The organism is Bifidobacterium sp. ESL0769 (assembly GCF_029395495.1).
Lineage (GTDB): Bacteria > Actinomycetota > Actinomycetes > Actinomycetales > Bifidobacteriaceae > Bifidobacterium.
In genome coordinates, this window is sequence record NZ_CP113918.1 from 335,574 (window position 1) to 358,401 (window position 22,828).

Sequence of the window (22,828 nt, forward strand, 5' to 3'; positions counted from 1 at the left end):
GCTCTTTGTGTGATGCTACGGCTCTTGTAATTGGTACGTTTTCGCAATGCAAGCACAATGCAAGGAACATCACAAGGTCGGGTCTGTCATATTCGCCTACGGCTGGAAAGCATGATTGTAATACGTAAATCGCAGATGGCTGGATTATTGTTTAAGTCAACCGATGCGAAAGGGGCCGACGATGGCTGACAAAATCAATGCATCCAACGCGATGATCAAAGTACTTGAAGACTGGGGCGTGAACCATATCTTCGGGCTTCCAGGAGGGTCGTTCGACTCGACCATGAACGCGCTCTACGACAGGCGTGAGACCATGAAATATATACAGGTGCGTCACGAGGAAGCGGGTGCGCTCGCGGCTGCCGGAGAAGCCAAGTTCACCGGCAAGATTGGCGTGTGCTTCGGTTCCGCGGGCCCCGGAGCTGTCCATCTCCTGAACGGACTTTACGATGCCAAGCACGACCACGTTCCGGTGCTCGCGCTCGTGGCACAGGTGCCGACTTCGATGATGAACACCGATTATTTCCAAGAGATTGACGAAGGTCCGATTTTCGAGGATGTCGCTGTCTACGACCGTACGGTGATGACTGCCGAACAGCTGCCGAGTGTGGTCGACCAGGCCATCCGTCAGGCTTACGAACATTCCGGTGTCGCCGTGGTCGTCATTCCCAAGGACTTGGGCTGGATGCCGATTAAAGACGTCGTCTATTCCACAGCACACGACTTTACCCTTGGCAAGACCTGCCTCAAGCCGGATGCCAAAGACGTGGCCAAGGCTGTCGAGATGCTGGGCAACGCCAAGAAACCATTGATTTACTTCGGTGCCGGTGCCAGAGATGCTGCCGCAGAGCTCAAGGCGCTTTCTGATCGTATGAAGATTCCGATGATGTCGTCCGTTCTGGGCATCGGGGTAATGCCGGAAGCTGAAAAGGCGTATATGCTCAGTGCCGGACGCGTGGCCTCCAAGCCGGGCGTCGACGCGGCCTCCACTGCAGACGTCGTGCTGTTCATCGGCACCAATATGCCGTTCGCGCCTTTCTTTATTCATCCTGAAACGCAATTCATCCAAGTTACGAACAAGCAGACCGACATCGGTAAGCGTCATCGCGTCGATCTGGGGATTGTGGCTGATGCCAAGGAAACGCTGAAGGCGATGCTCGAAGTTGCGCCGCAGGTCGATTCCCGTCCGTATTACGATACACTGATTGAAGACCGGGCCAATTGGGTTGAATGGCTCGCCGCCCGCGAGGACCTTGACCACACCCCGCTCGATGTCGACACGGTTTTCGTCCGCATCAACCGCATCGCCAAGGACGATGCCATCTTCTCGGTAGACGTCGGCAATGTGACCATCGATTCCTTCCGTCTGCTCAAGGTCAAGCCCACACAGAAGATCGCGACTTCAGCGTGGTACGCCACCATGGGCAACGCCCTGCCGTCGGCCATCGGCGCACAGGAAAGCTATCCCGGCCGTCAGGTTTTTTCGATCAGTGGCGACGGTGGTTTCGCGATGAATATGCAGGATATCTTGACGCAGGTGAAGTATCATGAGCCGATTATCAACATCGTGCTGACCAACGAGGCGCTGGGCTTCATCGAGGGGGAGCAGGATGACAATCACCAGCCTCATTCTGGTGTCGACCTGATTGACGGCAATTATGCGGATGCCGCCGCTGGGCTTGGGGCCAAGGGTTTCGAGGTCCATACGCTCGACGAGCTTGACGTGGCATTTGCCGAAGCGGCGAAACCGCAGGACGGACCGGTGGTCATCGATGTGAAGATCAGCGATGAACGCCCGTTGCCGGTCGAGCAATTGGTGCTTGAGCCGGACGACAATCATACCCAGGCCGATGTGGATGCCTTCGCTCGTACCTATCATTCCGAGGGTTTGGTGCCGGTTGACCAACTGCTCGAGAAGCATGGCTTGAGTCGCTGTATCGATTAGTTGACCTTGTTCGGTTACGTACAAAATAAGGAGATCAGACTAAAACAGCAAAGGAATACAAAGAAACGCAAACGGATCGCAGGTTTTCAAATCGATTTCGGCAGTAAACGTCGAAATATTCAAGCCACAATCTTGGGAAAACCTGCAGGCCGTTTTGTGACACAAATCGTTGAAATGTCATTTGCCGTCGCGCGTTGCCATACCGGTTGTCTATGATGAATATTGACTGTTTGACGACATCCGACATGAGGAGTGTGCGATCTTGATTCGGTCTCGATGTGGAGACAACCATTCGACTTCACAGCCGCAATCGCAACCTTCTTCAACGCATTCTGTCGAAGTGGATGAGTCCGGGAATTCAGCGGCACAATCTGGCCGGCAGCGTCATCCGCGCCACCACTCCCGCCACGACCCGATTACTCTGGGCAATGCCATCGGTTACGGTATCGGTGATGTCTATGGCGGCGGCCAGCTCACGCTTATCGGCACCTATCTGGTCCTCTTCTGGACTCGATTCTGCGGCATGTCCATCTCCCTGGCGCAGTCGGTGGTCGGCTTGAGCGCCATCATCAGCGGAGTTGCAGCCCTTTCGTTCGGCATCCTCGGAGATAATCTCTATCGCTTCCCGATTGGCCGTCGTTTCGGTCGTCGCCATCTGCTGCTGATGGTTGTGCCGCCGCTTATTTTGGTGGGCATTTTCCTGTGGATTCCCGGTTTGCCGTTCGTGCTCTATTTCCTGGTCTACGTGCTCTGGGTCACCGTCGCACAGCTCTTTGCCTCGGCCTACAACACGCTGCCCGGCGAAATGGCGTTAGGCTTCGACGACCGCACCAAGCTTTCGACTGTCCGCCTCCTGATTTCCGGGGCTTCCGGCACGTTGATTCTTCTGATCGGAGGAGGCACACTGTCGCTTTTTGGCGAGCATAGGCCGCTGGGCTACATGATTTTCACCATCGCTGTCACGATTTGTTTCGCCGTTGCGGTTTTCGCATGTTGGAAAAGCACTTGGGAGATGTCGCCCGAGGAAGCGGGATTCGGGCAGTATGTTAAAAGTGCCGCCGAGCAATCAGGCTCCGAAAGTCATCTTTCATTCCATGATGAAGTTGGGCTTTGGAGCCATCGTCTGGCCGTCATGTTCCGTGAATACGCGAGCACGCTGCGTATCGCCATTTTCCGCCGCCACCTGGCGCTTTATCTGTTGATGCTCACCGCCGGCGACGTGTTCAGCCAGACCTTCGTGTTCTTCGTCATCTACAACTGGAACAAAACCGCCGCGTTCGCCTCGCTGCTTTTAAGCGCCGGCATCATCACCGTGCCGCTCACCCCGCTTTTTGGCGTGGCCATGACCAAGATCGGACCAAAACGCATGTATCAGGCCAGTTTCTTGGCAAGTATCGTCGGCCTGCTTTGGCTCTTCGCCGCGTGGCGTTTGGTCGGGGTGATGCCCGAACCGTGGTGGACGGTATTCGCGGTGGCAGGCGCATTGTTCTTCTTCATCGCCAAGGCTCCCTCCGGCTACCTGCCTTGGGCCGTGTTCCCGTTCATCGCCGATGTCGATCAGGTGGTTTCCGGCAAATACCGTGCCTCCACATTCAGCGGTATTCAGGCTGGGTTCCGCCAGCTGGTTTCAGGATTTTCGGCAATAGCGGTCGGTGCCATTCTGGGATTCGTCGGTTTCGATTCCTCGCGTCGCGTGCAGACATCGTTGGCGTGTAACGGCTTGGGAGCCTTGATGATTGGCTGGTACGCGCTATCAATCGTGGTTTGCATCATCGTCGTGCGTCGCTTCAATCTTGACAAACAAACGGACGGCATCGCCCTTGCCGAGACGGCCCGCGTCGCTTCCGGCGGCGATCCGCACGACGTTGATTCGTCGGTCCGTGCCACCATTGAGGACTTGACCGGCCAACCTTACGCTCGCTAATTGATTGGCAAATCCGGTTCGGGTATTCAGATATATCCGTTTCGATATATCTGGTTATATATAAAGCTAGCCTGCAAAATGATTGGCTTATCGCGGAGTTTCATCACTCTGCAGCATGTCAGTGCCCCGCAACGTGCCGGTATCCTTCGTTTTGGCACAATCTCGCAATGATAAATAGAAAAGCCGTCGGCTGGAAAATTTCCAACCGATGGCTTGTCGGGTATTATCGGATTAAATCTTATGCGTTAAACACATTGCATAAGATTTAATCCAAAATAGCCTTAAGGTCTGTAAAAAGGTAGAAAGATTATCTTCTTACAGATTGATCATTGCAGTCACTTGACGTTGCGGATCTTGTAAACGGCGATACCACCGATGAGTACGCAGACGCAAGACAGGATGTAGATCGCACGGTAGCCGGATCCCCAGGTGATCGTCGCGGAGACGAGCTGGCCGCCGATAACCGGAGCGAGCATCTGGCCGAGGTTGGTAGCCACGTTCGCGGTACCAAGGTCGCGTCCTGCATCCTGCTTGTCGGGCAGAACGTCGATGAAGAGCGCCTGATCGACAGCGGTGTAGAGACCCATGCCCATGTTGCCAAGAACCGCATAGCAGATGATTGCCGGGAAGGTCGGGGAAACGATCGGAATGAACAGACCGATGGCCATGATGAGGGCACCGAGGAACACGAAGAACTTACGGTTGTGGAACTTGTCGGAGAGTGCGCCGCCCACAAGCATCGCGATGATCATGCCAGGCATGCCGATCATGCTCAGGATAGGAGCCCACTTGTTGGCTTGGTTCGCGCTGAATGCCGGGTGGATGTAGGACTGCAGAATGAAGAGCGTATAGACGTTGATCGCCTGATAGCCGATCATGAAGCTGAAACGAGCCAGCCAGGTCCAGCGATAATCGTGGTCCTTGAGCGGGATGATGAAGTTCTTGAAGAACGTCTTCCAATCGATCGGCTTGGTCTTGAGTTCCTTGGAGGACCTATCGGGAGCGAGAAGGACAAACACCAGCGCGCCCACGATGATGAGGACTGCAAAGACGAAGAACACGTTCAGGCCGAGTACCGCAAAGAACGTACCGGCGATGAAGGAGCCGCAAAGGCCACCGATCATCATGCCCATGCCGGAGAAGCTGGAGAGCAGGCCGAGCTTTTCGTCGGTGATGCGGTCGGCGATGGTGGTCGTGAACGGGCCCTGCATGCAGTTCAAGCTGATGGAGGTGGCCACGAAGAAGACGCCCACGAGGATGATGGTCGTGGAGAAACGCAGGCCGAGCATGAGGACAGCGCCGAAGGTTGCGCCCGCGACGATCCAGAAGGACCTACGGCCCCAACGCGAACGCCAGCGGTCGGAAACCACGCCGACGATAGGCTGGACGAACATCGTGAAGAGCGATGCGATGGCGTGAACGTAGGAAAGGTTCTTCGCACGTGCCGCGCTGTACTGATTGTAGATATCGGCGAGATGCTTCTGGCTTCCTGTCAGAGAGGCCTTTGAATTGACCAGGTCGGCAAGTGCGTTCAGATCGTTGACCGAACCGATTTTGGTTCCCTTGAAGAATTGGTTGAACTCGATTCCCTGAATCTGGTTCGGCAGCAAGATGCTGCTCAGTGCCGAATAGCAGGCAAACAGGGCTAAAGCGCCAATGGTGTAGGCGATGACGTACTTTACGAGAGGCGCTCCGCCCACTATCTTCGCTGAGGTGCCGGGCGTCGTCGGCTCCAGTACTTTCTGTTTGGTTTCAGCCACTATACAACTCCTTCGTTAATAGTTGCGACGCATTACTTCCCGAATAAGGACGAAATTACCCATCTATAGGCAAAATGTAATGCACCGTTCTCTTCTCGTGCATCCAACGTTGAATGCACACAGAATAGTATACACTTGTCTAACAAATTTTTTGAATTTAGTGTTTTTCTTTGTAACACGCAGACCTAAATTGCCTATTTAGATAAATTAACCTTATACTATTCAGGATGTTTCGTCTTCAAAGGAATGTGATCCTTCTGGCAACAGACAATGCTGTTGGAGACTGAGACTCACAGTCATAGTTGATTACTACAAAGAATCGAGAAGATACAGATGAAAAAGGGATTTCCCGACAACTTTCTTTTCGGCGGAGCTATAGCGGGCTCACAGGCCGACGGCGCATACAATGAGGGCGGCAGAGGTATGGACACCCAGGATATGCGTTACTTCGACCCGAATTGGGACGCTGAGACGCGTTCCAGCGAAGGCCTCAAGATGACCACCGAAAAGTTCAAAAAGGCCATGGCCGACCCCGATACCACGCATTATCCGTTCCGTCGCGGCATCGATTTCTATCACACCTACCCCGACGATCTTGCGCTGATGCAGGAAATGGGCATGAGGCTTTTCCGCACCTCGATCTGCTGGTCCCGCATCTTCCCGAACGGCGACGACGAGGAACCCAACGAGGAGGGCATCCAGTACTATATCGACCTTTTCACCGAATGCCACAAACGCGGCATGAAGGTCTTCGCCACCATTCAGCATTACAGCATTCCAGCCCATCTGGTGCTGAAGTACCATGGCTGGCGTTCGCGTGAAACCGTCAAGTTCTTCGAGCGTTACGTCGATGTGCTCTTCCATCGTCTCGGCGGCTTGGTGGATTATTGGCTGCCGTTCAACGAGTTCAACGGCGGAATCATGATGCCGTACAACGGCGTCGGCCTCATCGAGGACTACGAGGACAACTATCAGCAGGCTATTTACCAGAGCATGCACCACGAGCTTGTCGCCAACGCGATTGCGGTCAAGAAGGCCCACGAGATCATCCCGGGCGTTCCGGTCGGTGGCATGCTCGCCGGACTGGTCACCTATCCGGCTACGTGCAGGCCTGCGGACGTGATGAAAGCCATTCAGGATACCCAACAAGAGGACTTCTTCATCACCGACGTCATGGCACGCGGCGCATATCCCGGCTACATCAAGCGCTACTTCGAGGAAAAGGGCATCAAGATCGAGAAGGAGCCCGGTGACGACGAGCTTCTGAAGAACAACACCGTGGACTTCCTTTCCTACAGCTACTACATGAGCATGGTCTCCGCGACCGATCCGAACTGGCAGAAGACCGATGGCAACCTGCTTATGGGCAGCAAGAACCCGTATCTGGAATCCAGCGATTGGGGCTGGCAGATTGATCCCGAGGGCCTGCGCATCAGCCTCAACGTCATGTATGATAGGTACGGTCTTCCGTTGTTCATCGCTGAGAACGGCATCGGCGCGCACGACGTGCTTTCCGAAGACGGCAAAGTTCACGATTCCTACCGCATCGAATACATGTCCAAGCACCTCGAGCAAATGAGGGAGGCTATCAATGACGGTGTGGAGCTTCTTGGCTACACCGCTTGGGGCATCATCGACATTGTCTCCTGCAGCGGCATGGAGATGAGCAAGCGTTACGGCGTCATCTACGTCGATCTCGACGACGCGGGCAACGGTTCCGGTAAGCGAATCAAGAAGGATTCGTTCGAATGGTATCGCAAGTGCATCGCCAGCAACGGCGAAGATCTGTCGTACTGAGATATTCGAGAGTATTGATTCCGACAAAATGCGCTGATTTGCGGGATAGTTAAAAATTATTCTGTAGATCGGTCGTTTTCATGGGTCTCATGTAAAAGTGCGGTTGTGGTGTTCAGCTTTAATGGCTGTTCGTCATAACCGCACTTTTGGTATTTATCTTGACCATGTAATTCAGTTGCAGCAATATAACTGTAAGAAATCGTGCCGTTTTCAGCACGCAGGAATACGTTTGGGATACATTGCTCCGTTGCCGGCGCTGTTTCTCGAAAATCGAAAATCCTCAGAACCTTGCGATTCTGAGGATATCGTCTGTGCCCCCACGGGGATTCGAACCCCGGACACGCTGATTAAGAGTCAGCTGCTCTAACCAGCTGAGCTATAGGGGCGCTGGTCTAAAACTACAAGAGCCAAGAGAATAGTATACAGATGCTTGCCACATTGCGCAAGGCGGTGTGTCGCCTGTTAGGTGGCAGGCCTGTCGCGCCGGTCCTGACTCTTCGAATTTGAGCCCTTGTTTTGCTGGTTTCTGGCCAGTGCATGAAGTCTCAAAATCGGCTATTATTCGTTATAAGAACGTTTGCCGTAAGTTGTGCAATGATTTCGCTTCTGGCTAGTTTTATGGTGGTTGGATAGAGCGTTTTCTTGAACGTACAGTGCTTCTTTTTCTGATTCGGGAACAATGTCAGCAGTATTCAGAATTTCCCTAACGGGTTCATTGGTAAAAAATAGCTATTTATTGCAACAAAAATAATAAAATTATCTATTTAAAAACGTGATTTTAGTAACAAAATATTTTGAAACGCAAAAAATTATCGAAATCGGAATGTCTTCATCCTTCGGTGGGTTACACTTCTAGTTATCGGATATGAATAAGTTCAACGTTTCGAACTTATTCTTTTCGAGAGATGACTAAGAACGATAGATGTTCTGTGCCTGAGCCACATGGCTGTGTGAAGGCACGTTCGTCGTACTTGAGGAGGAAGAATAATGGATCCCACTCTATGGACAAAGTTAGCGGCTGAATTCATAGGAACGGCGTTCCTGATGGTTTTCGGCAATGGAGCGGTGGCCAACACCGAACTCAAGGGCACGAAAGGCCATGGTACCGGCTGGCTCAACATAGCGATGGGCTACGGTTTCGGCGTCATGTTCCCGGTTATGATGATCGGTTCCGTTTCAGGCGCGCACATCAACCCGGCCATGACCATCGGCCAGGCTGTCAATGGCCTTTTCCCGTGGAACGAAGTCGCGCCCTATATCGTCGCACAGCTGCTTGGTGCGGCCGTCGGTCAGCTGATTATCTATTTCACCTACCTTCCATATTACAAAATGGAAACCAGTCCTGACGCCATCTTTGCAACGTTCAGCACCACTGAGGCTTCCAACAATAAAATCGTCTACTTCCTTAACGAGCTCTTCGGCACCCTCGTCCTTGTGCTTGGCGCGCTGTGCATGCTTTCCCTGCCTTGGGGTAAGAAGGACCCAGCTGCCGCGGCCATCGTCGTCGGTCTTATCGTCTGGGGCCTCGTGACGTCCATGGGCGGCTCCACTGGCCCTGGCCTGAACCCGGCCCGTGACCTCGTGCCTCGCTTCCTGCACTGGATCCTTCCGATTCCCAACAAGGGTACCTCCCGCTGGGGCGAGGCTTGGATTCCGGTTGTGGCTCCGATTGTCGGTGCCATCATCGGTGCATGGATTTTCAAGTTCTGCTTCGGCTATCTGGCATAGTATGTGCGAATTTATCGAATTGCAATAATGGGCTTTTGTCGGAGACATTGAAGTGGCTGAATGCTCGCTTCTGCTGATTGCCGAGTTTCTAGCGTTGCTCCCGTTACCAACAGTGATGGCGCGGTCTGTGATTTCGCAGGTCGCGCCATTTTTATGATTTTGGGTGCAGGGTTACATCAAGCTTTTGCCTGGCTTGTGCTCAACTCTTCATCGAGCTTTGTGTTCCGTTTTTCTCTCCGGTTCCGTGTCCAGCTTCAGACCTGTGAATAACGGAAATCGGTCTATAGGAAAGTGCGGGAAAACGGAAATCGCTTTATTGCAAAGTGCTGATATGCGGAAATCTCATATCGAAAATTTACGATGATGATGAACATTGAGGCCTGCGAATTTTGCTCGTCATTAAGAATCTCTATTATTGAGCCGTAACGATTGAAACCTGAGGCGGGAGACAATGTGAAACGTGGGGGACGGCCAGACTCGGGGTCTTCGCGCGGCAAAAAGCCGGCGGGGAAGTCGTCGTCGAACGCTGCAGGCCGCCGAATCGGCAAAGTGGTTCGGGCTTTCATACGTCGACTCGGCCAAATTCTGCTTGCTGCCGTTCGCGGGTTCAACCACGGCGTGCGGCGTGGATTGCGTGCGTTTCGTCATTTTTTGGGATTGAATGGGCCGAAAACCGCTCATAACACACATACCCGGGCGGCTGAGGATTCCTCGTCCCCGCGCAAGGCGGCCCACGGCTTTCAGAATTCGCACGCAACCAGTCCCTTGCAGGATCCCGCGATTTCGCAAGGTTTCATAGGTACTGTGTTGAAAGACGATGATACCCAAGATTCTCAGCGAAGTGACGGCTCGAGAGATAGAGCCGGCAGCGCTTCGAGGACGCGACGCGCGATAAAATCCATATATCTTGTTCGTCGTGTCGCTGTGGTGGCTGTGGCGCTGGTGGTAGTCATCGCCATCGTTTTCGGCTGCAGAGCGGTGATTTCAGCCGTTGGACATCATAACGATTCCGCAACGCGGCAAGGAGCGTCCTCTGCTTCTTGGCAGGCGAAGCAAACGGGGCGCAACGGCAAGAGCAAACCTCCGAAACCTGACCTCAAAAAGGCAACCGTCCGTAAGCCGCTGACTGACCAAAATCGTGCCTCAATTCTCGCGACCGCGCAGAAAACCGCCGCAGCAAGCGGTAAGCCGGCGCACCAATATTCCTATTGTGTGAGCACCAAGGGTGACGTGGGCGGTACTAAAGTCCAACAGGAATTCGAAAACAGTATTTTCCGCACCCTCAACGATCCGCGCGGATGGCCGCGTGCCGGCGCGAGCTTCACGTATAGCGTCGACTCGAGCAATTGCGATTTCGTCATTTATCTTTCGCAGCCTTCTCTGATGACGACGTTCTCGGGCGATTGCTCCGACGAATACAGTTGCCGGGTGGGCGACGACGTCATCATCAACGAAGACCGTTGGAACGGCGCGACGCCGCAGATGCTGAAGGCCGGGATGTCGCTCGACCGTTACCGCGTCATGGTCATCAACCATGAGGTCGGCCACCGGCTCGGGCATATCGACAACGAACCTTCGTGCCCCGCGTCGAACGCTCTCGCGCCGCTGATGCAGGAGCAGTCGATGAGTCTGCGCGGCTGCAAGCCCAACGAATGGCCGACGGATTCCGAGCTCTGGATTCAATGAGCGGGCGGGGTGCGGATGAACGGCTTGAGCCGTTGCGTGCCGTGCGGAATGACGAAATTGCCTCTGCTGGTGAATCGTCGGTTGCCGAAACGCCTGTGGCCGGGCAAAGTCTTAAAGTCGGCCGTTTTGCGCCCACGCCTTCAGGCCGGATGCACATCGGCAACGTCTACGCGATGCTGGCCGCTTGGCTTTCGGCGCATGCCGGGGATGGTTCGGGCGACGGTGATTCCCAAGCTGGTTCGGAAAGGCAACGAGGCAAAGTTCTGCTTCGCATCGAGGACGTTGACGGGCCTCGCGCAATGAAGGACGCCGACAAGTGGATCATGGACGACTTGCATTGGCTCGGGCTGGATTGGGACGGCGAGCCGGTTTATCAGTCGCAGCGCGCGGAAATCTATGAGGATGCGTTGCGCTCGCTGGAATCGGTGAGCTTGGATGATTTTCCGTTGGTCTATCCGTGTTTCTGCTCACGTGCCGATTTGCGTGCGGCCTCGGCCCCGCAGGAGGGCGACCGGTTCTTGATCTATCCTGGAACGTGTCGGAAGTTGCTGTCCTGGCATCCCGACGAAGTGCGTTCGCGGCTGGAAGCCGGGCAGCGTCATTCGTTGCGTATAGCAGTGCCTGAAGAAAGTTCGTCTGAAAGTATCGTCACGTTTGATGACCGGGTATTTGGCCGACAGCGTTTCGATTTGTCTCGCGAAGTCGGCGACACCGTGATCCGCCGCTCCGATAGCATCTTTTCGTACCAGCTGGCAGTGGTGGTCGACGACCTTCTGATGGGTGTCAACGATATCGTGCGTGGCCGCGATTTGCTGCGTTCCACGGCTTTGCAGATCTGGATTAGACGGGCGTTGGTGGCGTCCGGTTTTGCAACGAAATATGTTATTGCTGGCAATGATGATTCAAACCAAAGCAATGATCATAATACCTTAAAATCAAATAATTCCACGAATTATCGGACCAACGTAACGGCGGAAGACCCGGCCTATGCTCACCTGCCTTTGATCGATGACCCAGCTGGGGTGCGCTTGGCCAAACGCAAACGTTCGCTGGATATCAGCTCCTTGCGAGCGGATGGAGTCAAGCCGGAGCAGATTATCGGATATTGCGCGTGGCTGCTTGGCGTTCGAGCCTCCGAATCCCAAGGTGTCCACATGCCGGACGCTACCGGACCGGTTGCCATGAGCGCACGGGAGGCCTTGGAGCGCTTCACTTGGGACGATATTCGTGTGGACAAATCCGACCGTATTCTCCCTGCCAATTGGGCAAGCGAATTGACAGGCGCAAAAACGGCAGTGTACTCTAAACAACAATAATTAAAAAATACTACAAACCGATGAAGCGGGGAAGTAGACGGAAACGCGCGAGGAGCGAGCCCGGGATGGTGAGAGCCGGGACGAGATGCGAACCGTTGAGTGGGCCGCTGAGGGCGCACCGATTGGCCGGATTTCAAAGTTCCGAACATGAGGCTGCGACGTAAGGCATACGTTAGTTGCCAAAGACGTGTTGGCGTCTGATAAGGGCACGGGAAACCGTGAACCAAGGTGGCACCGCGGGCAATATTCGCTCGTCCTTGGCTGTAATTGACAGCTGGGACGGGCTTTTTAGTCCCAAAATGAGGCGAGGGCCTCTGGGAGGTGCCCATGGTGACCATGAGTGCGGATGCTACGGCAGGTTCGAACGGCGGCGCGGCCGTGCGGAATGCTGCCGGTCAAAGTGATGCTGCCGATAAGAACGGTATGGGTGAGAGCAACATTGCCGCGAATCAGAGTTTTGTGGGCCGGGAAAGCCGATACGCGGGTATTCGACCCACGCTTAATGAGGTTCGCGAGCTGGCCAAATCCGGCAAATACCGCCGTATTCCCGTGATGCGTGAGCTGCTTGCCGATCGCCTGACCACCATCGAGGCGATGCGTCGGGTACGTGCCGCTTCCAATCATTGCTTCCTTCTGGAAAGCGCCGAAGCCGATCAGCGCATGGGGCGTTACAGCTTCCTCGGATTCGCGCCGACGCTGGAACTGACTTGCAAAGCCGGGGACTTGACCATCAAGCGCGTTGCTCCTGCGGGTTCGAACGCTGAAGATGTGGTCGTTGAACACAAGCACGTCGACCATCCAAGCGAGGCGATTCGCAAGGTGCTCGCCCAATATTCCAGCCCGCGGCTCGAGGGCTTCCCGCCGTTCGCCGGCGGCTTGGTCGGTTATTTCTCCTTTGGCTATTTCGCTTACGCCGAGCCGACGTTGCGACAGGCGACCCACGATCCGAAGGCGCTGCCCGATGTCGATCTGATGCTCTTTGACCAGCTCATTTCCTTCGATTCCTACCGCCAGCGTTTGCAGCTCATCGCCGGCGTCGATACCAGCGATGTGGATGCCTCCTACGAGCGTGCAGTGAACCAAATCGAGGAAATGCAAGCGATTTTGGACCATGGCAAGCGTTACGACTTCAAGCCGTTGGAACTTGACGGATCTCTGGAACTGACGCTTAACTGCGAACAATACGGTTCGATGATCAAGAAGGCGAAGGAACACATCTACGCCGGCGACATCTTCCAGGTCGTGCTTTCCAATCCTAGCGTTGCCTCGGCTTCTGGCAGCCTCTTCGATGCCTACCGCTTGATGCGGGCCGAAAACCCGAGCCCCTACATGGTCTTCATGTCCAGCGACGACATCGAAATCGCCGCTGCTTCGCCCGAGACGCTGGTGCGGCTGGAAGATGGCAAGCTCCTGACCTATCCGCTCGCCGGAACCCGCCCGCGCGGTGCAACTCCGGAAGAGGACAAGCTCATCGAGCAGGATTTGCTCAGCGACGAAAAGGAACTGGCCGAGCACAACATGCTGGTCGACCTCGGACGCAATGATATCGGCCGCGTTTCCAAGCTTGGCAGTGTCGAAGTAGAGCGGCTGCACGATATTCTGCGATTCTCCCATGTCATGCATATCGGTTCCACGGTCGCCGGGCAGCTCGCAGACGGCAAGGATGCGCTGGATGTCATCGATGCGGTGCTGCCGGCCGGCACGCTTTCCGGAGCACCCAAAATCCGCGCCTGCCAGATCATCGCGGAACTTGAGGATTCCCCGCGCGACATCTACGGCGGGGCCATCGGTTACCTCGACTTCTCCGGCAACCTTGACACCTGCATCGGTATCCGCTTGGCTTTCAAGCACAACGGCAAGGTCTGTGTGCAGTCCGGCGCGGGCATCGTCGCCGATTCCAGCCCCGACAAGGAATTCGATGAGTGCCGCAACAAGGCGCTCGCCGTCGTGGACGCCATCAATCAAGCGAACGGAGGTATCGCATGATCACCATCGTCGATAACTACGACAGCTTCTCCTACAACCTGTACCAGCTCATCGGCTCCATCGAACCGGACGTGCGTGTGGTGCGCAACGACGACCTCGATGTCGCTGGCCTGGCCGCGCTGGGTTCCGATGGCATCGTGCTTTCACCGGGGCCGGGCAAACCTGCCGACGCCGGAATTTGCGAGGACGTGGTGTGTGAGCTTTCCGGAACGGTACCGATTCTGGGCGTCTGCCTTGGCCATCAGGCCATCTGCGAGGCGCTGGGCGGCAAAGTCGTTCCCGCCGCCGAACTCATGCACGGCAAGGCCTCTCCGGTCGAGCTCGATAATGATTGCCCGCTCTTCGCTGGAATGCCTTCGCGGATTCAGGCCGCGCGTTACCACTCGCTTGAAGCCGATAAAGCCACGTTGCCTTCTACCTTGCGCGTCGTGGCCCGCACGGCTGATTCGGACGAGATCATGGCCGTCCAGCACGTTACGGATCCGATGTTCGGCGTTCAGTTCCATCCCGAAAGCATCCTGACGCCGCTTGGCAAGGATATTCTCAAGAATTTCATTGATGTTGTCGAAAGGTTCGGCAATTGAACATAAATCTTTAAATTTCAATATCAGGTAATTATCAAATCGAAATAAAAGTTATTAGCTAATCAAACACAAGGAAGCAATCAAAATGATCAGTGAAGCAATCGTCAAAATCGTCAACAAGCACGACCTCACCTATGACGAGGCCTATCAGGCGATGAAGGAGATCATGGGCGGCAAGTCGACGCCGACCCAGAACGCGGCCTTCCTCGCGGCGCTTTCCACCAAGTCGACCAAGGCTGAGACCATCGACGAGATCGCGGGCTGCGCGGCCGCCATGCGCGAACTGGCCACGCCGGTTCCGCACCCTGGCATCGAAACGCTCGACATCGTCGGCACCGGCGGCGACGGCGCCAACACCTTCAACATCTCGACCACGGCAGCCCTGATTTCGGCGGCCGCCGGAGCTAAGGTGACCAAGCACGGCAACCGCGCGGCCAGCTCGCAATGTGGTACTGCCGATTGCCTCGAAGCCCTCGGCGCGAATATTTCGCTGTCGCCGGAAGAAGCAGTCGACCTGCTCAAGAAAGACAACTTCACCTTCCTTTTCGCCCAGCGCTACCACACCGCGATGCGCTACGTCGGCCCGATTCGCAAGGAACTCGGCTTCCGCACCGTCTTTAACATCCTCGGGCCGCTGACCAATCCGGCCCGCCCTGAGTACTTCCTGCTCGGCGTCTACGACGAATATCTCGTGGAGCCCATCGCTCATGTGCTCGAAAGCCTTGGCGTCAAGCGCGCGCTGGTCGTCTACGGCCGCGACAAGATGGACGAAGTCTCGCTTTCCGCCGAAACAGCGGCCTGCGAGCTGCGCGACGGTGAATACCTCCCGATGACGCTGACGCCTGAGGAATTCGGCCTGACCCGCTGCGAGAAGAAAGATCTGCTGGGTGGCACCCCGCCGGAGAACGCGGCGATCACCCGCGCCATTCTGGGTGGCAAGGAGACCGGCCCGAAGCTCGAAGCCGCGCTCTTCAACGCCGCTTGCGCGCTGTATGTTGCGGGCGTCGCCTCGTCCATCGGACAAGGCGTCGAAATCGCCCGCGAACAGATTGCTTCTGGTGCCGCGATGAAGACGCTCGACACGTTCGTCGCTGGTTCTCAGGCATTCGCTGAGGCCGACGCTGAGAAGTAAGGACTGAAGACATGGCCGAAAGTTTACGAATGTTTCATTGTCTGTATGACAATATTCCGCAAGCTTGTGGCCGTTGAAACCAACGAGAGGAAAGTGCAAAGGTAATGGCTGATTCCGAAAATATCCTGCAGCGCATCGCTGCGAAAACCCGCGAGCGCGTGGCCGAGGAAAAGGTGCAAACCCCGCAGAGCGTGGTGGAGGCGCAGGCTCGTGAAGTCAACTCGCGGAAGGTTGCGGCAGGGGAGACCGGCGGGGCGGCGTTTCCGTTCGAACGTGCGCTGAAGGTTCCGGGTATGAGCTTCATCTGCGAACTCAAGCAGGCTTCGCCAAGCAAGGGCATCATCGCGCAGGACTATCCCTACCTCGACATCGCCCGCGACTACGAAAAGGCGGGAGCGGCGGCCATCAGTTGCCTCACCGAGCCGACGTGGTTCAAGGGCTCTGACGAACACCTGCGTCAGGTCGCGGCGGCAGTCGATATTCCGGTTCTGCGCAAGGACTTCATTGTTGACGAATACATGATTTATCAGGCCCGTGCCTGTGGCGCTTCGGCGGTACTGCTGATCTGCACGATTTTGGACGACAAGCAGTTGGCTGATTACACCGCGCTCGCGCACGAACTTGGCATGAGTGCGCTGGTGGAGGCCTACCAGCCCGACGAGGTGCCGCGTGCGATTGCTGCCGGAGCCCGCGTGGTTGGCGTCAACAACCGCGACTTGCGCACCTTTGACGTGGACTTTGACCACAGCATCAAGTTGCGTCCGACCGTTGGCCCGGACCGCGTGTTCGTTTCGGAATCCGGCGTGCGTACGCGTGCCGATGTCGAGGAACTCGAAGCTGTCGGTGTCGACGCGGTCCTCATCGGCGAGACGCTGATGCGTTCACCCGACAAAACCGCAGCGCTCGCGGAACTTCGTGGCGGTCCGGCTAATAAGCCAACGCCAGCGGCGGAAAAGTAAGAGGCTCGAAGATGAATAATTCGGCAGCATCGACTCGGCCTGTGTTTGAGGAATCGAACGATATTGACGTACCGTTTGAAGACGACGCAACTATTGCTAATGCAATTGAAGAACGTGAGTCTTCAAATAAAGATGCCGTAAACGTCGATGCCGTAAGCGCCTACAAAGTCAAGCTCTGCGGACTGAAACGCGAGCAGGATCTGGACGCCGCGTTGGCGGCCGGTACCGATGCCGTCGGATTCATTATTGATTTTCCAAAATCGCATCGCTCGATTTCTCCCGAGCGCGTGGCGGAGCTGGTCAGGTATATGAAAGCGAAAGCCAGCGAAACTGGCGTAAACCCGCCAGCTGCGGTAGGGGTGTTTGTTGATCAGCCGGCCGAGCGAGTGGCGGAAATCGCGGGCGACGCTGACCTGGATGTGATTCAACTTCATGGTCACGAGGACGAGGATTATCTCGCCGAACTGCGTGAGCTCGTAACCCTGCCGATCATGCAAGCGTTCAAGGTGCGTGAGGCGATGGACGTGGCGCAGGCCATCGAATCGTCGGCTGACATGGTGCTGCTCGATGCCGGTGCGGGCGATGGCAGGACCTTCGACTGGTCATTGGTTCGTGATGTCAATCGTCCGTTCATGTTGGCCGGTGGACTCACTGCAGAGAATGTGGCCGAAGCCATTCTCGCCACGCATCCGTTCGGCGTCGATATGAGCTCGGGGGTCGAAACTGACCGTCTCAAGGACCCATCCAAGATGTTTGCTGCGGTCAAAGCGGTACGTGAGGTTTCGGATAATCCGGAAGCTGGCGATAGCAATGAAACGTAATACTGTAGCAAGGTTTACAGGGTAGATGTTTCGATACCTCATCTATCGAATCTAGATAATATAAACGATATAAAAATAACGAAATCTGATAGCCCAAAACCAATAATCAATAATTCAAAAACCAACTGTATATATTAAGGAGCAATCTCATGACCAATTCGCCCAATTCGAAGGGGCGCTTCGGCATCCACGGGGGCCAGTACATCCCCGAGACGCTGATGGGCGCCGTCAACGAGCTGGAGGAGGCCTACAATCATTACAAAAATGATCCGGACTTCATCGCCGAGCTCGACGACCTCGAGAAGAAGTACGCCGGCCGTCCGTCGCTTTTGTATTACGCAGATAATATGACCAAGGACCTCGGCGGCGCGAAAGTGTACCTTAAGCGCGAGGACCTCAACCATACCGGCGCGCACAAGATTAACAACGTGCTCGGCCAGGCGCTGCTCGCCAAGCGGATGGGCAAAACCCGCCTGATCGCCGAAACCGGCGCGGGACAGCACGGCGTGGCCACGGCCACCGTCGCGGCGCTTTTCGGTATGGAGTGTGTGGTCTATATGGGCCAGGTCGATATGGAACGCCAGGCCTTGAACGTCTATCGCATGCGTCTGCTCGGCGCGGAAGTGCGCGGCGTCACCAGTGGCACTGGAACGCTCAAAGACGCGGTTTCCGAAACCTTCCGCGAATGGACGCGCCGCATTTCCGATACCCATTACTGCCTCGGCTCCTGCATGGGCCCGCACCCCTTCCCGACCATGGTGCGCGACTTCCAGGCCGTCATCTCCAAGGAGGCCCGCGAGCAGATTCTTGAGGACGAGGGCAAGCTTCCGGCCGCGGTGATCGCGTGCGTCGGCGGCGGTTCCAACGCCATCGGCAGCTTCTACAACTTCATCAACGACAAGGACGTGAAGCTCATCGGCTGCGAGGCGGCCGGCCGCGGCATCGACACCAAGGAGACGGCGGCGACCATGAACACTGGATCACTTGGCATCTTCCACGGCATGAAAAGCTACTTCTGCCAGAACGAATACGGCCAGATCGCGCCGGTCTATACGATTTCCGCCGGCCTCGACTACCCGGGCGTCGGTCCCGAACACGCGGCGCTGAAGGATTCCGGACGCGCCCAATACGTGCCAATCAACGACGACGAGGCGGCCGACGCCTTCGAATACCTGAGCCGTACCGAGGGCATCATTCCGGCCATCGAAAGCGCGCACGCCGTGGCTTATGCCATGAAACTCGCGCCGACGCTGCCCAAGGACGAAAGTATCATCGTCACCCTTTCCGGTCGTGGCGACAAGGATGTGGCGGCAATGGCCCGCTATCGTGGGGAGGATCTTCATGACTGAGACAACCAAGGCCAACGGTGCGAATAGCGCAACTGGTGTGAATGGCACGATTCACGAAAACAGACGGAGTGGCGAAAACGGTGTGAAAGGATGCAACTGATATGACTGAGACAACAACACAGGCCCAGCAGGGCGCACGCCGCTCCCGCATTTTGGAAGCGTTCACGGCCCCCGACGGCAGCCGCCGCAAGGCTTTTATCCCGTTCGTCACCGTTGGTGATCCTTCGATTGAGCTGACCGAAAAACTGGTGCCGGCCATGATTGATGCCGGTGCCGATTTGATCGAGCTGGGTGTTCCGTTCTCTGACCCGACCGCGGAAGGTCCTGTCATTCAGGAAGCCAGCAACCGCGCGCTTTCCGCTGGAACGACGACCGACGATGCGTTTGCACTGGTCGAGCGCCTGCACAATGACCATCATATCGATACGCCGATGGTCTTCATGACCTACGCCAACGTGCTCTATTCCTACGGCCTCGAGCGTTTTGCACACCGCGCTGCGGAAGTCGGGCTTGACGGCGTGATTCTGCCGGACGTGCCGCACGAGGAAAAGCCGGAATTCGACGAGCCGCTGGCCGACGAGGGGCTTGATTTGGTCAGCCTTATCGCCCCGACCTCGCACGAGCGCATCCACAGCATCGCCTCCGACGCCAAAGGCTTCATCTATTGCGTGAGCTCGCTTGGCGTCACCGGCGTTCGCGAGGAGATCACCAGCGATGTGAAGGGCATGGTGCGCGAAGTGCGCTCCGTCACCGATGTGCCAGCCGCCATCGGTTTCGGCATCTCCACGCCCGAGCAGGCTGCTACGATGGCCGCCGATTCCGACGGTGCTATTGTCGGTTCCGCCATCGTGCGCATGGTCGGCAAATACGGTGAGGACGCGGTGCCTTACGTCACCGACTACGTCCGTTCGCTGGCCGAGGCCGTTCACGGGCTGAACTGAGCAGGCCTTGCGTATACACATGATGCGTAAGTGGTGTCGCGCGCATGAAGTGAGCGCGTAAAAGTGCATTTTAGCGACCGCATCTCGTATGTTTTTCACGTAACTGTGGAAAATGTGCAAGATGCGGTCGCTATTTTGCATGTTTTTTACATGACCGTCAGAAAAGTGTGTTTTAGAGATTGTATTTTGCGTGTTTTTCATCTCAATGCTATAAAAGTGCGATTTGGGCCGAGTCGCGATGACATGGGCATGCATAATATGGATGCGGACAATCGAAGTGGGAAGCGAGGAATGATGACTGCTTATATGGATCACAAGGATCTCGCCAATGAGGTCATCGACGAGGCGCGTATCAAGGAAATCACGGACGGCGTGCATCGAGTACTCGACGATATCGCAAAAGCCGAGGTTTCATCCGGGCGTGAGACTGGTTCCGTTCGTCTGCTCGCGGCTACGAAAACCCGTGATGTCGGCGAAATCATGGCGGCCATCGACGCTGGCGTACGTATGATCGGTGAGAACCGCCCGCAGGAAATTTCTGCCAAGGCCGAGGGCTTGATTCGTCAATGTGCGCAGCGCGGCTTTTCGCTGGGTGCCGCTGTAAACGGGCAAAGTGCCAATGGTTCTGCTTCTGCGAATGTCTTGAATGGTAATGGTTCCAATGATGCTTCTGCAAGTGCACAGAATGACAATGGTTCCAACGATTCTGCTACTACGAACGTGCGGAATGCCAGCGCTTCTGCAGCTTCTCAAACCGCCTCGAACGGCCACATCCCGTTCCATCTAATCGGCCAGCTGCAATCCAACAAAATTGGGAAGGTGCTCCCGTACGTTGACACCATCGAATCCGTCGGCTCGCTTGAGGAAGCGCAAAAAATCGCGCGTCGCGCCGTCGCCCGCCACATCGTCGTCGGCGTGTTGATGGAAGTCAACGAATCCGGAGAGGCTTCGAAGTCCGGTTGCGAACCTGACGAGGCCGTGGATTTGGCCTATCAGATTGCTTCACTTGAAGGCCTGCAATTGCAAGGTTTGATGACCATCGGCGCCCACGTTGACGACGAAAAGACGATACGCAACGGTTTTGCGCACCTGCGCGGCACCCGCGATACGATTTTGAAGTCCGGTGAGCCCGGAACGGCACAATGCCGCGAACTTTCGATGGGCATGACCCACGATATGGACTACGCGGTGGCCGAAGGCTCGACCATCGTGCGCGTCGGCACCGCGATTTTCGGCGAGCGTGCGTTTATCTAAGCTACTGATTTCAACGTTTTGGGGGAGACGATGAGAGAACAGACAACAATGAAAAGTGGCGTAGGCAAAGTCAAAGCCAGAAATAAAACCGAAGGTCGTGTCATCCGTGTGCGCGCGGTGGTCACCGGCATGGTGCAAGGCGTCGGCTACCGCTATTTTGCGGTCAATGAGGCCCGTCGTTGCGGTGTAGCGGGCTGGGTGCGCAACCGTCTCGACGGTTCGGTGGAGGTTGAGGTGCAAGGCGAGCAGAGCGTGGTCGCCGCGTTCGTCCAACGGCTCGGCCATGGTCCGCAATGGGGTCGTGTCGATAACGTCGAAACCACGGAAATCCCGCTTTCTGGCAATGAAGGCTTCGAATTCCGCGTCCGTCGCGACGCTATCTGAGATTTGTGTCTTTTCCCGCACTAAGTGGGGTTGGTGTGCGGGGAAAGTCGCATTTAGCGATTCAGATTGCGTTTTTTCCCGCACATGTGCCGGGGTTAGTGCGGGGAAAGTCGCATTTAGCTGGTCGGTTTAGGTGTTTCCAGTACAGGTGAGTCCGTCTAGGGATGAGGCACGGGTAAGTGTCCATCGCAGCGGCAGTATTCGGGATTATTTTCTGGCCTATTTCGGCTTTTGACCTACGCATGACGGGGAAGTGGCGTAGGCTGAAGGCATGAGAATTGCACGCTATTCCTATAACGATATTCCGCACTATGCCTTCGTGCAGACCGACAGCAACGACAAGAAGGATTATCTCGTCGAGCTTGACGGCTATCCCTTCGGCTCCCAGCCGGTGCAGCCCACCGGCGAGCGTCACCTGATTGACGAAGAGGGCATCCGCCTGCTTGCGCCCGTCATCCCTTCCAAGGTTTATGGCCTGGCTAAGAACTACGAGGCCCACGCCGAATATATGCACTCCAAGGGCCAGTCGGCCGCCGAGCATGCCCCCAGCGAGATGGTCATTTTCATGAAACCGTCGACCTCCGTCATCGGCCCTGACGATCCAATCGTCATTCCTGATTTTTCGAACGATATGAACTTCGAGCCGGAAGTGGCCGTGGTCATGGGTCGTATCGCCAAGAACGTTTCCGTCGAGAAAGCTATGGATTACGTACTCGGCTTCACCTGCGTCAATGACGTGACGTTGCGCGACCTGCAGGGCGACGACCCGATGTGGACGCGTGCCAAGGGCTTCGACACCTCCTGCCCGCTGGGCCCGTGGGTTGAGACCGACCTCAACTGGAAAGACGCGAAGATTTCTTTCACCCTGAACGGCGAGGACGTGCCCGCCGCTTCCGGCACCACCGCCGATCTGATTCATTCTATTCCCGAGCAGATTGCCGAGATTTCAAGTTTTGCCACGCTTCTGCCCGGCGACGTCATTATGACCGGCACCCCGAACGCTTCCGGCACGCTGAAGCCGCGCGATGAGGCCATCGTCAACATCGACGGCATCGGTTCCCTGCGCAACGTGGTGGTCAAGGGCTGAGCTGAATCGCGGATTTAACCTCGGTTTGGTATTGAAGTTTCATCAGTACATAAGGTATAGGTATTAAATAGGCCGGCTAGCGGAATCCAAGTTCCGTTGGCCGGTTTGTTTTACCCAGTTCGCTTTTATCCGATAGTAGTTATTGAGATATATACAGTGCTATAAGAACGGCGAT

At 55.8% G+C, this 22,828-nt stretch carries 17 protein-coding genes and 1 tRNA gene; 16 read left to right on the top strand and 2 right to left on the bottom strand.

The annotated features are described in order from the left end of the window. Nucleotides 1-181: 181 nt before the first annotated feature. Nucleotides 182-1,945 carry a pyruvate oxidase gene (gene spxB / locus OZX72_RS01220; protein WP_277158649.1) on the top strand — a complete coding sequence of 588 codons (1,764 nt, stop codon included), beginning with the start codon at nt 182-184 and terminating at the stop codon, nt 1,943-1,945. Between the two features lie 340 nt (nt 1,946-2,285). After that, nucleotides 2,286-3,869: an MFS transporter gene (locus OZX72_RS01225; RefSeq protein ID WP_277158650.1), complete on the top strand. Its 1,584-nt coding sequence runs from the start codon at nt 2,286-2,288 to the stop codon at nt 3,867-3,869. Nucleotides 3,870-4,204: 335 nt separating this feature from the next. Here OZX72_RS01225 and OZX72_RS01230 read toward each other — a convergent pair whose 3' ends face one another. Then, a complete protein-coding gene (locus OZX72_RS01230; protein WP_277158651.1) occupies nt 4,205-5,629 on the bottom strand; it encodes an MFS transporter in 1,425 nt (474 codons plus the stop codon). A gap of 333 nt (nt 5,630-5,962) precedes the next feature. Here OZX72_RS01230 and OZX72_RS01235 point away from each other — a divergent pair, with 333 nt between their 5' ends. Then, nucleotides 5,963-7,426 carry a family 1 glycosylhydrolase gene (locus OZX72_RS01235; RefSeq protein ID WP_277158652.1) on the top strand — a complete coding sequence of 488 codons (1,464 nt, stop codon included), beginning with the start codon at nt 5,963-5,965 and terminating at the stop codon, nt 7,424-7,426. A 312-nt stretch (nt 7,427-7,738) separates the two neighbouring features. Here OZX72_RS01235 and OZX72_RS01240 read toward each other — a convergent pair. Continuing rightward, a tRNA-Lys gene (locus OZX72_RS01240) sits at nt 7,739-7,812 on the bottom strand. 601 nt (nt 7,813-8,413) lie between these two features. Between OZX72_RS01240 and OZX72_RS01245 the strand changes: the two genes are divergently transcribed. The 13 genes from OZX72_RS01245 to OZX72_RS01305 all read left to right on the top strand — a co-directional run bounded on the left by OZX72_RS01245 (nt 8,414) and on the right by OZX72_RS01305 (nt 22,653). Then, entirely contained in the window at nt 8,414-9,154 is a 741-nt protein-coding gene (locus OZX72_RS01245) for an MIP/aquaporin family protein (protein WP_277158653.1), read from the top strand. 651 nt (nt 9,155-9,805) lie between these two features. Further along, nucleotides 9,806-10,840, top strand: coding sequence for a DUF3152 domain-containing protein (locus OZX72_RS01250; RefSeq protein WP_277158654.1), 1,035 nt, complete (start codon nt 9,806-9,808; stop codon nt 10,838-10,840). Nucleotides 10,841-10,989: 149 nt separating this feature from the next. After that, the gene (locus OZX72_RS01255; protein ID WP_277159322.1) at nt 10,990-12,156 is read left to right on the top strand and encodes a glutamate--tRNA ligase family protein; all 1,167 of its coding nucleotides are present in this window, start codon (nt 10,990-10,992) and stop codon (nt 12,154-12,156) included. 327 nt (nt 12,157-12,483) lie between these two features. Next, nucleotides 12,484-14,142 carry an anthranilate synthase component I family protein gene (locus tag OZX72_RS01260; RefSeq protein ID WP_277158655.1) on the top strand — a complete coding sequence of 553 codons (1,659 nt, stop codon included), beginning with the start codon at nt 12,484-12,486 and terminating at the stop codon, nt 14,140-14,142. Then, nucleotides 14,139-14,726, top strand: a complete 588-nt coding sequence (locus tag OZX72_RS01265) for an aminodeoxychorismate/anthranilate synthase component II (RefSeq protein WP_277158656.1) — start codon at nt 14,139-14,141, stop codon at nt 14,724-14,726. The genes OZX72_RS01260 and OZX72_RS01265 overlap by 4 nt, the downstream gene beginning before the upstream one ends. An 85-nt stretch (nt 14,727-14,811) precedes the next feature. Then, nucleotides 14,812-15,858, top strand: a complete 1,047-nt coding sequence (gene trpD, locus OZX72_RS01270; protein WP_277158657.1) for an anthranilate phosphoribosyltransferase — start codon at nt 14,812-14,814, stop codon at nt 15,856-15,858. Between the two features lie 104 nt (nt 15,859-15,962). After that, the gene (gene trpC / locus OZX72_RS01275; RefSeq protein WP_277158658.1) at nt 15,963-16,817 is read left to right on the top strand and encodes an indole-3-glycerol phosphate synthase TrpC; all 855 of its coding nucleotides are present in this window, start codon (nt 15,963-15,965) and stop codon (nt 16,815-16,817) included. An 11-nt stretch (nt 16,818-16,828) separates the two neighbouring features. Continuing rightward, entirely contained in the window at nt 16,829-17,638 is an 810-nt protein-coding gene (locus OZX72_RS01280; protein ID WP_277158659.1) for a phosphoribosylanthranilate isomerase, read from the top strand. 149 nt (nt 17,639-17,787) lie between these two features. Continuing rightward, nucleotides 17,788-18,987, top strand: coding sequence for a tryptophan synthase subunit beta (gene trpB, locus OZX72_RS01285; RefSeq protein WP_277158660.1), 1,200 nt, complete (start codon nt 17,788-17,790; stop codon nt 18,985-18,987). Nucleotides 18,988-19,088: 101 nt separating this feature from the next. Then, nucleotides 19,089-19,928: a tryptophan synthase subunit alpha gene (trpA, locus tag OZX72_RS01290; RefSeq protein ID WP_277158661.1), complete on the top strand. Its 840-nt coding sequence runs from the start codon at nt 19,089-19,091 to the stop codon at nt 19,926-19,928. Nucleotides 19,929-20,222: 294 nt separating this feature from the next. Beyond that, nucleotides 20,223-21,182 (top strand): YggS family pyridoxal phosphate-dependent enzyme, encoded by a 960-nt coding sequence (locus OZX72_RS01295; RefSeq protein WP_277159323.1) that lies wholly within the window; start codon nt 20,223-20,225, stop codon nt 21,180-21,182. Nucleotides 21,183-21,230: 48 nt separating this feature from the next. Next, nucleotides 21,231-21,566 carry an acylphosphatase gene (locus tag OZX72_RS01300; protein WP_277158662.1) on the top strand — a complete coding sequence of 112 codons (336 nt, stop codon included), beginning with the start codon at nt 21,231-21,233 and terminating at the stop codon, nt 21,564-21,566. Between the two features lie 271 nt (nt 21,567-21,837). After that, complete coding sequence (locus OZX72_RS01305; RefSeq protein ID WP_277158663.1) at nt 21,838-22,653, top strand: fumarylacetoacetate hydrolase family protein; 816 nt, start codon at nt 21,838-21,840, stop codon at nt 22,651-22,653. Nucleotides 22,654-22,828: the final 175 nt, after the last annotated feature.

Coding starts and splice junctions, on each gene's coding strand:
- spxB (WP_277158649.1), top strand. CDS start 182: ATGGCTGACAAAATCAATGCATCCAACGCGATGATCAAAGTACTTGAA.
- OZX72_RS01235 (WP_277158652.1), top strand. CDS start 5,963: ATGAAAAAGGGATTTCCCGACAACTTTCTTTTCGGCGGAGCTATAGCG.
- OZX72_RS01245 (WP_277158653.1), top strand. CDS start 8,414: ATGGATCCCACTCTATGGACAAAGTTAGCGGCTGAATTCATAGGAACG.
- OZX72_RS01255 (WP_277159322.1), top strand. CDS start 10,990: ATGCACATCGGCAACGTCTACGCGATGCTGGCCGCTTGGCTTTCGGCG.
- OZX72_RS01260 (WP_277158655.1), top strand. CDS start 12,484: ATGGTGACCATGAGTGCGGATGCTACGGCAGGTTCGAACGGCGGCGCG.
- OZX72_RS01265 (WP_277158656.1), top strand. CDS start 14,139: ATGATCACCATCGTCGATAACTACGACAGCTTCTCCTACAACCTGTAC.
- trpD (WP_277158657.1), top strand. CDS start 14,812: ATGATCAGTGAAGCAATCGTCAAAATCGTCAACAAGCACGACCTCACC.
- trpC (WP_277158658.1), top strand. CDS start 15,963: ATGGCTGATTCCGAAAATATCCTGCAGCGCATCGCTGCGAAAACCCGC.
- OZX72_RS01280 (WP_277158659.1), top strand. CDS start 16,829: ATGAATAATTCGGCAGCATCGACTCGGCCTGTGTTTGAGGAATCGAAC.
- trpB (WP_277158660.1), top strand. CDS start 17,788: ATGACCAATTCGCCCAATTCGAAGGGGCGCTTCGGCATCCACGGGGGC.
- trpA (WP_277158661.1), top strand. CDS start 19,089: ATGACTGAGACAACAACACAGGCCCAGCAGGGCGCACGCCGCTCCCGC.
- OZX72_RS01295 (WP_277159323.1), top strand. CDS start 20,223: ATGACTGCTTATATGGATCACAAGGATCTCGCCAATGAGGTCATCGAC.
- OZX72_RS01300 (WP_277158662.1), top strand. CDS start 21,231: ATGAAAAGTGGCGTAGGCAAAGTCAAAGCCAGAAATAAAACCGAAGGT.
- OZX72_RS01305 (WP_277158663.1), top strand. CDS start 21,838: ATGAGAATTGCACGCTATTCCTATAACGATATTCCGCACTATGCCTTC.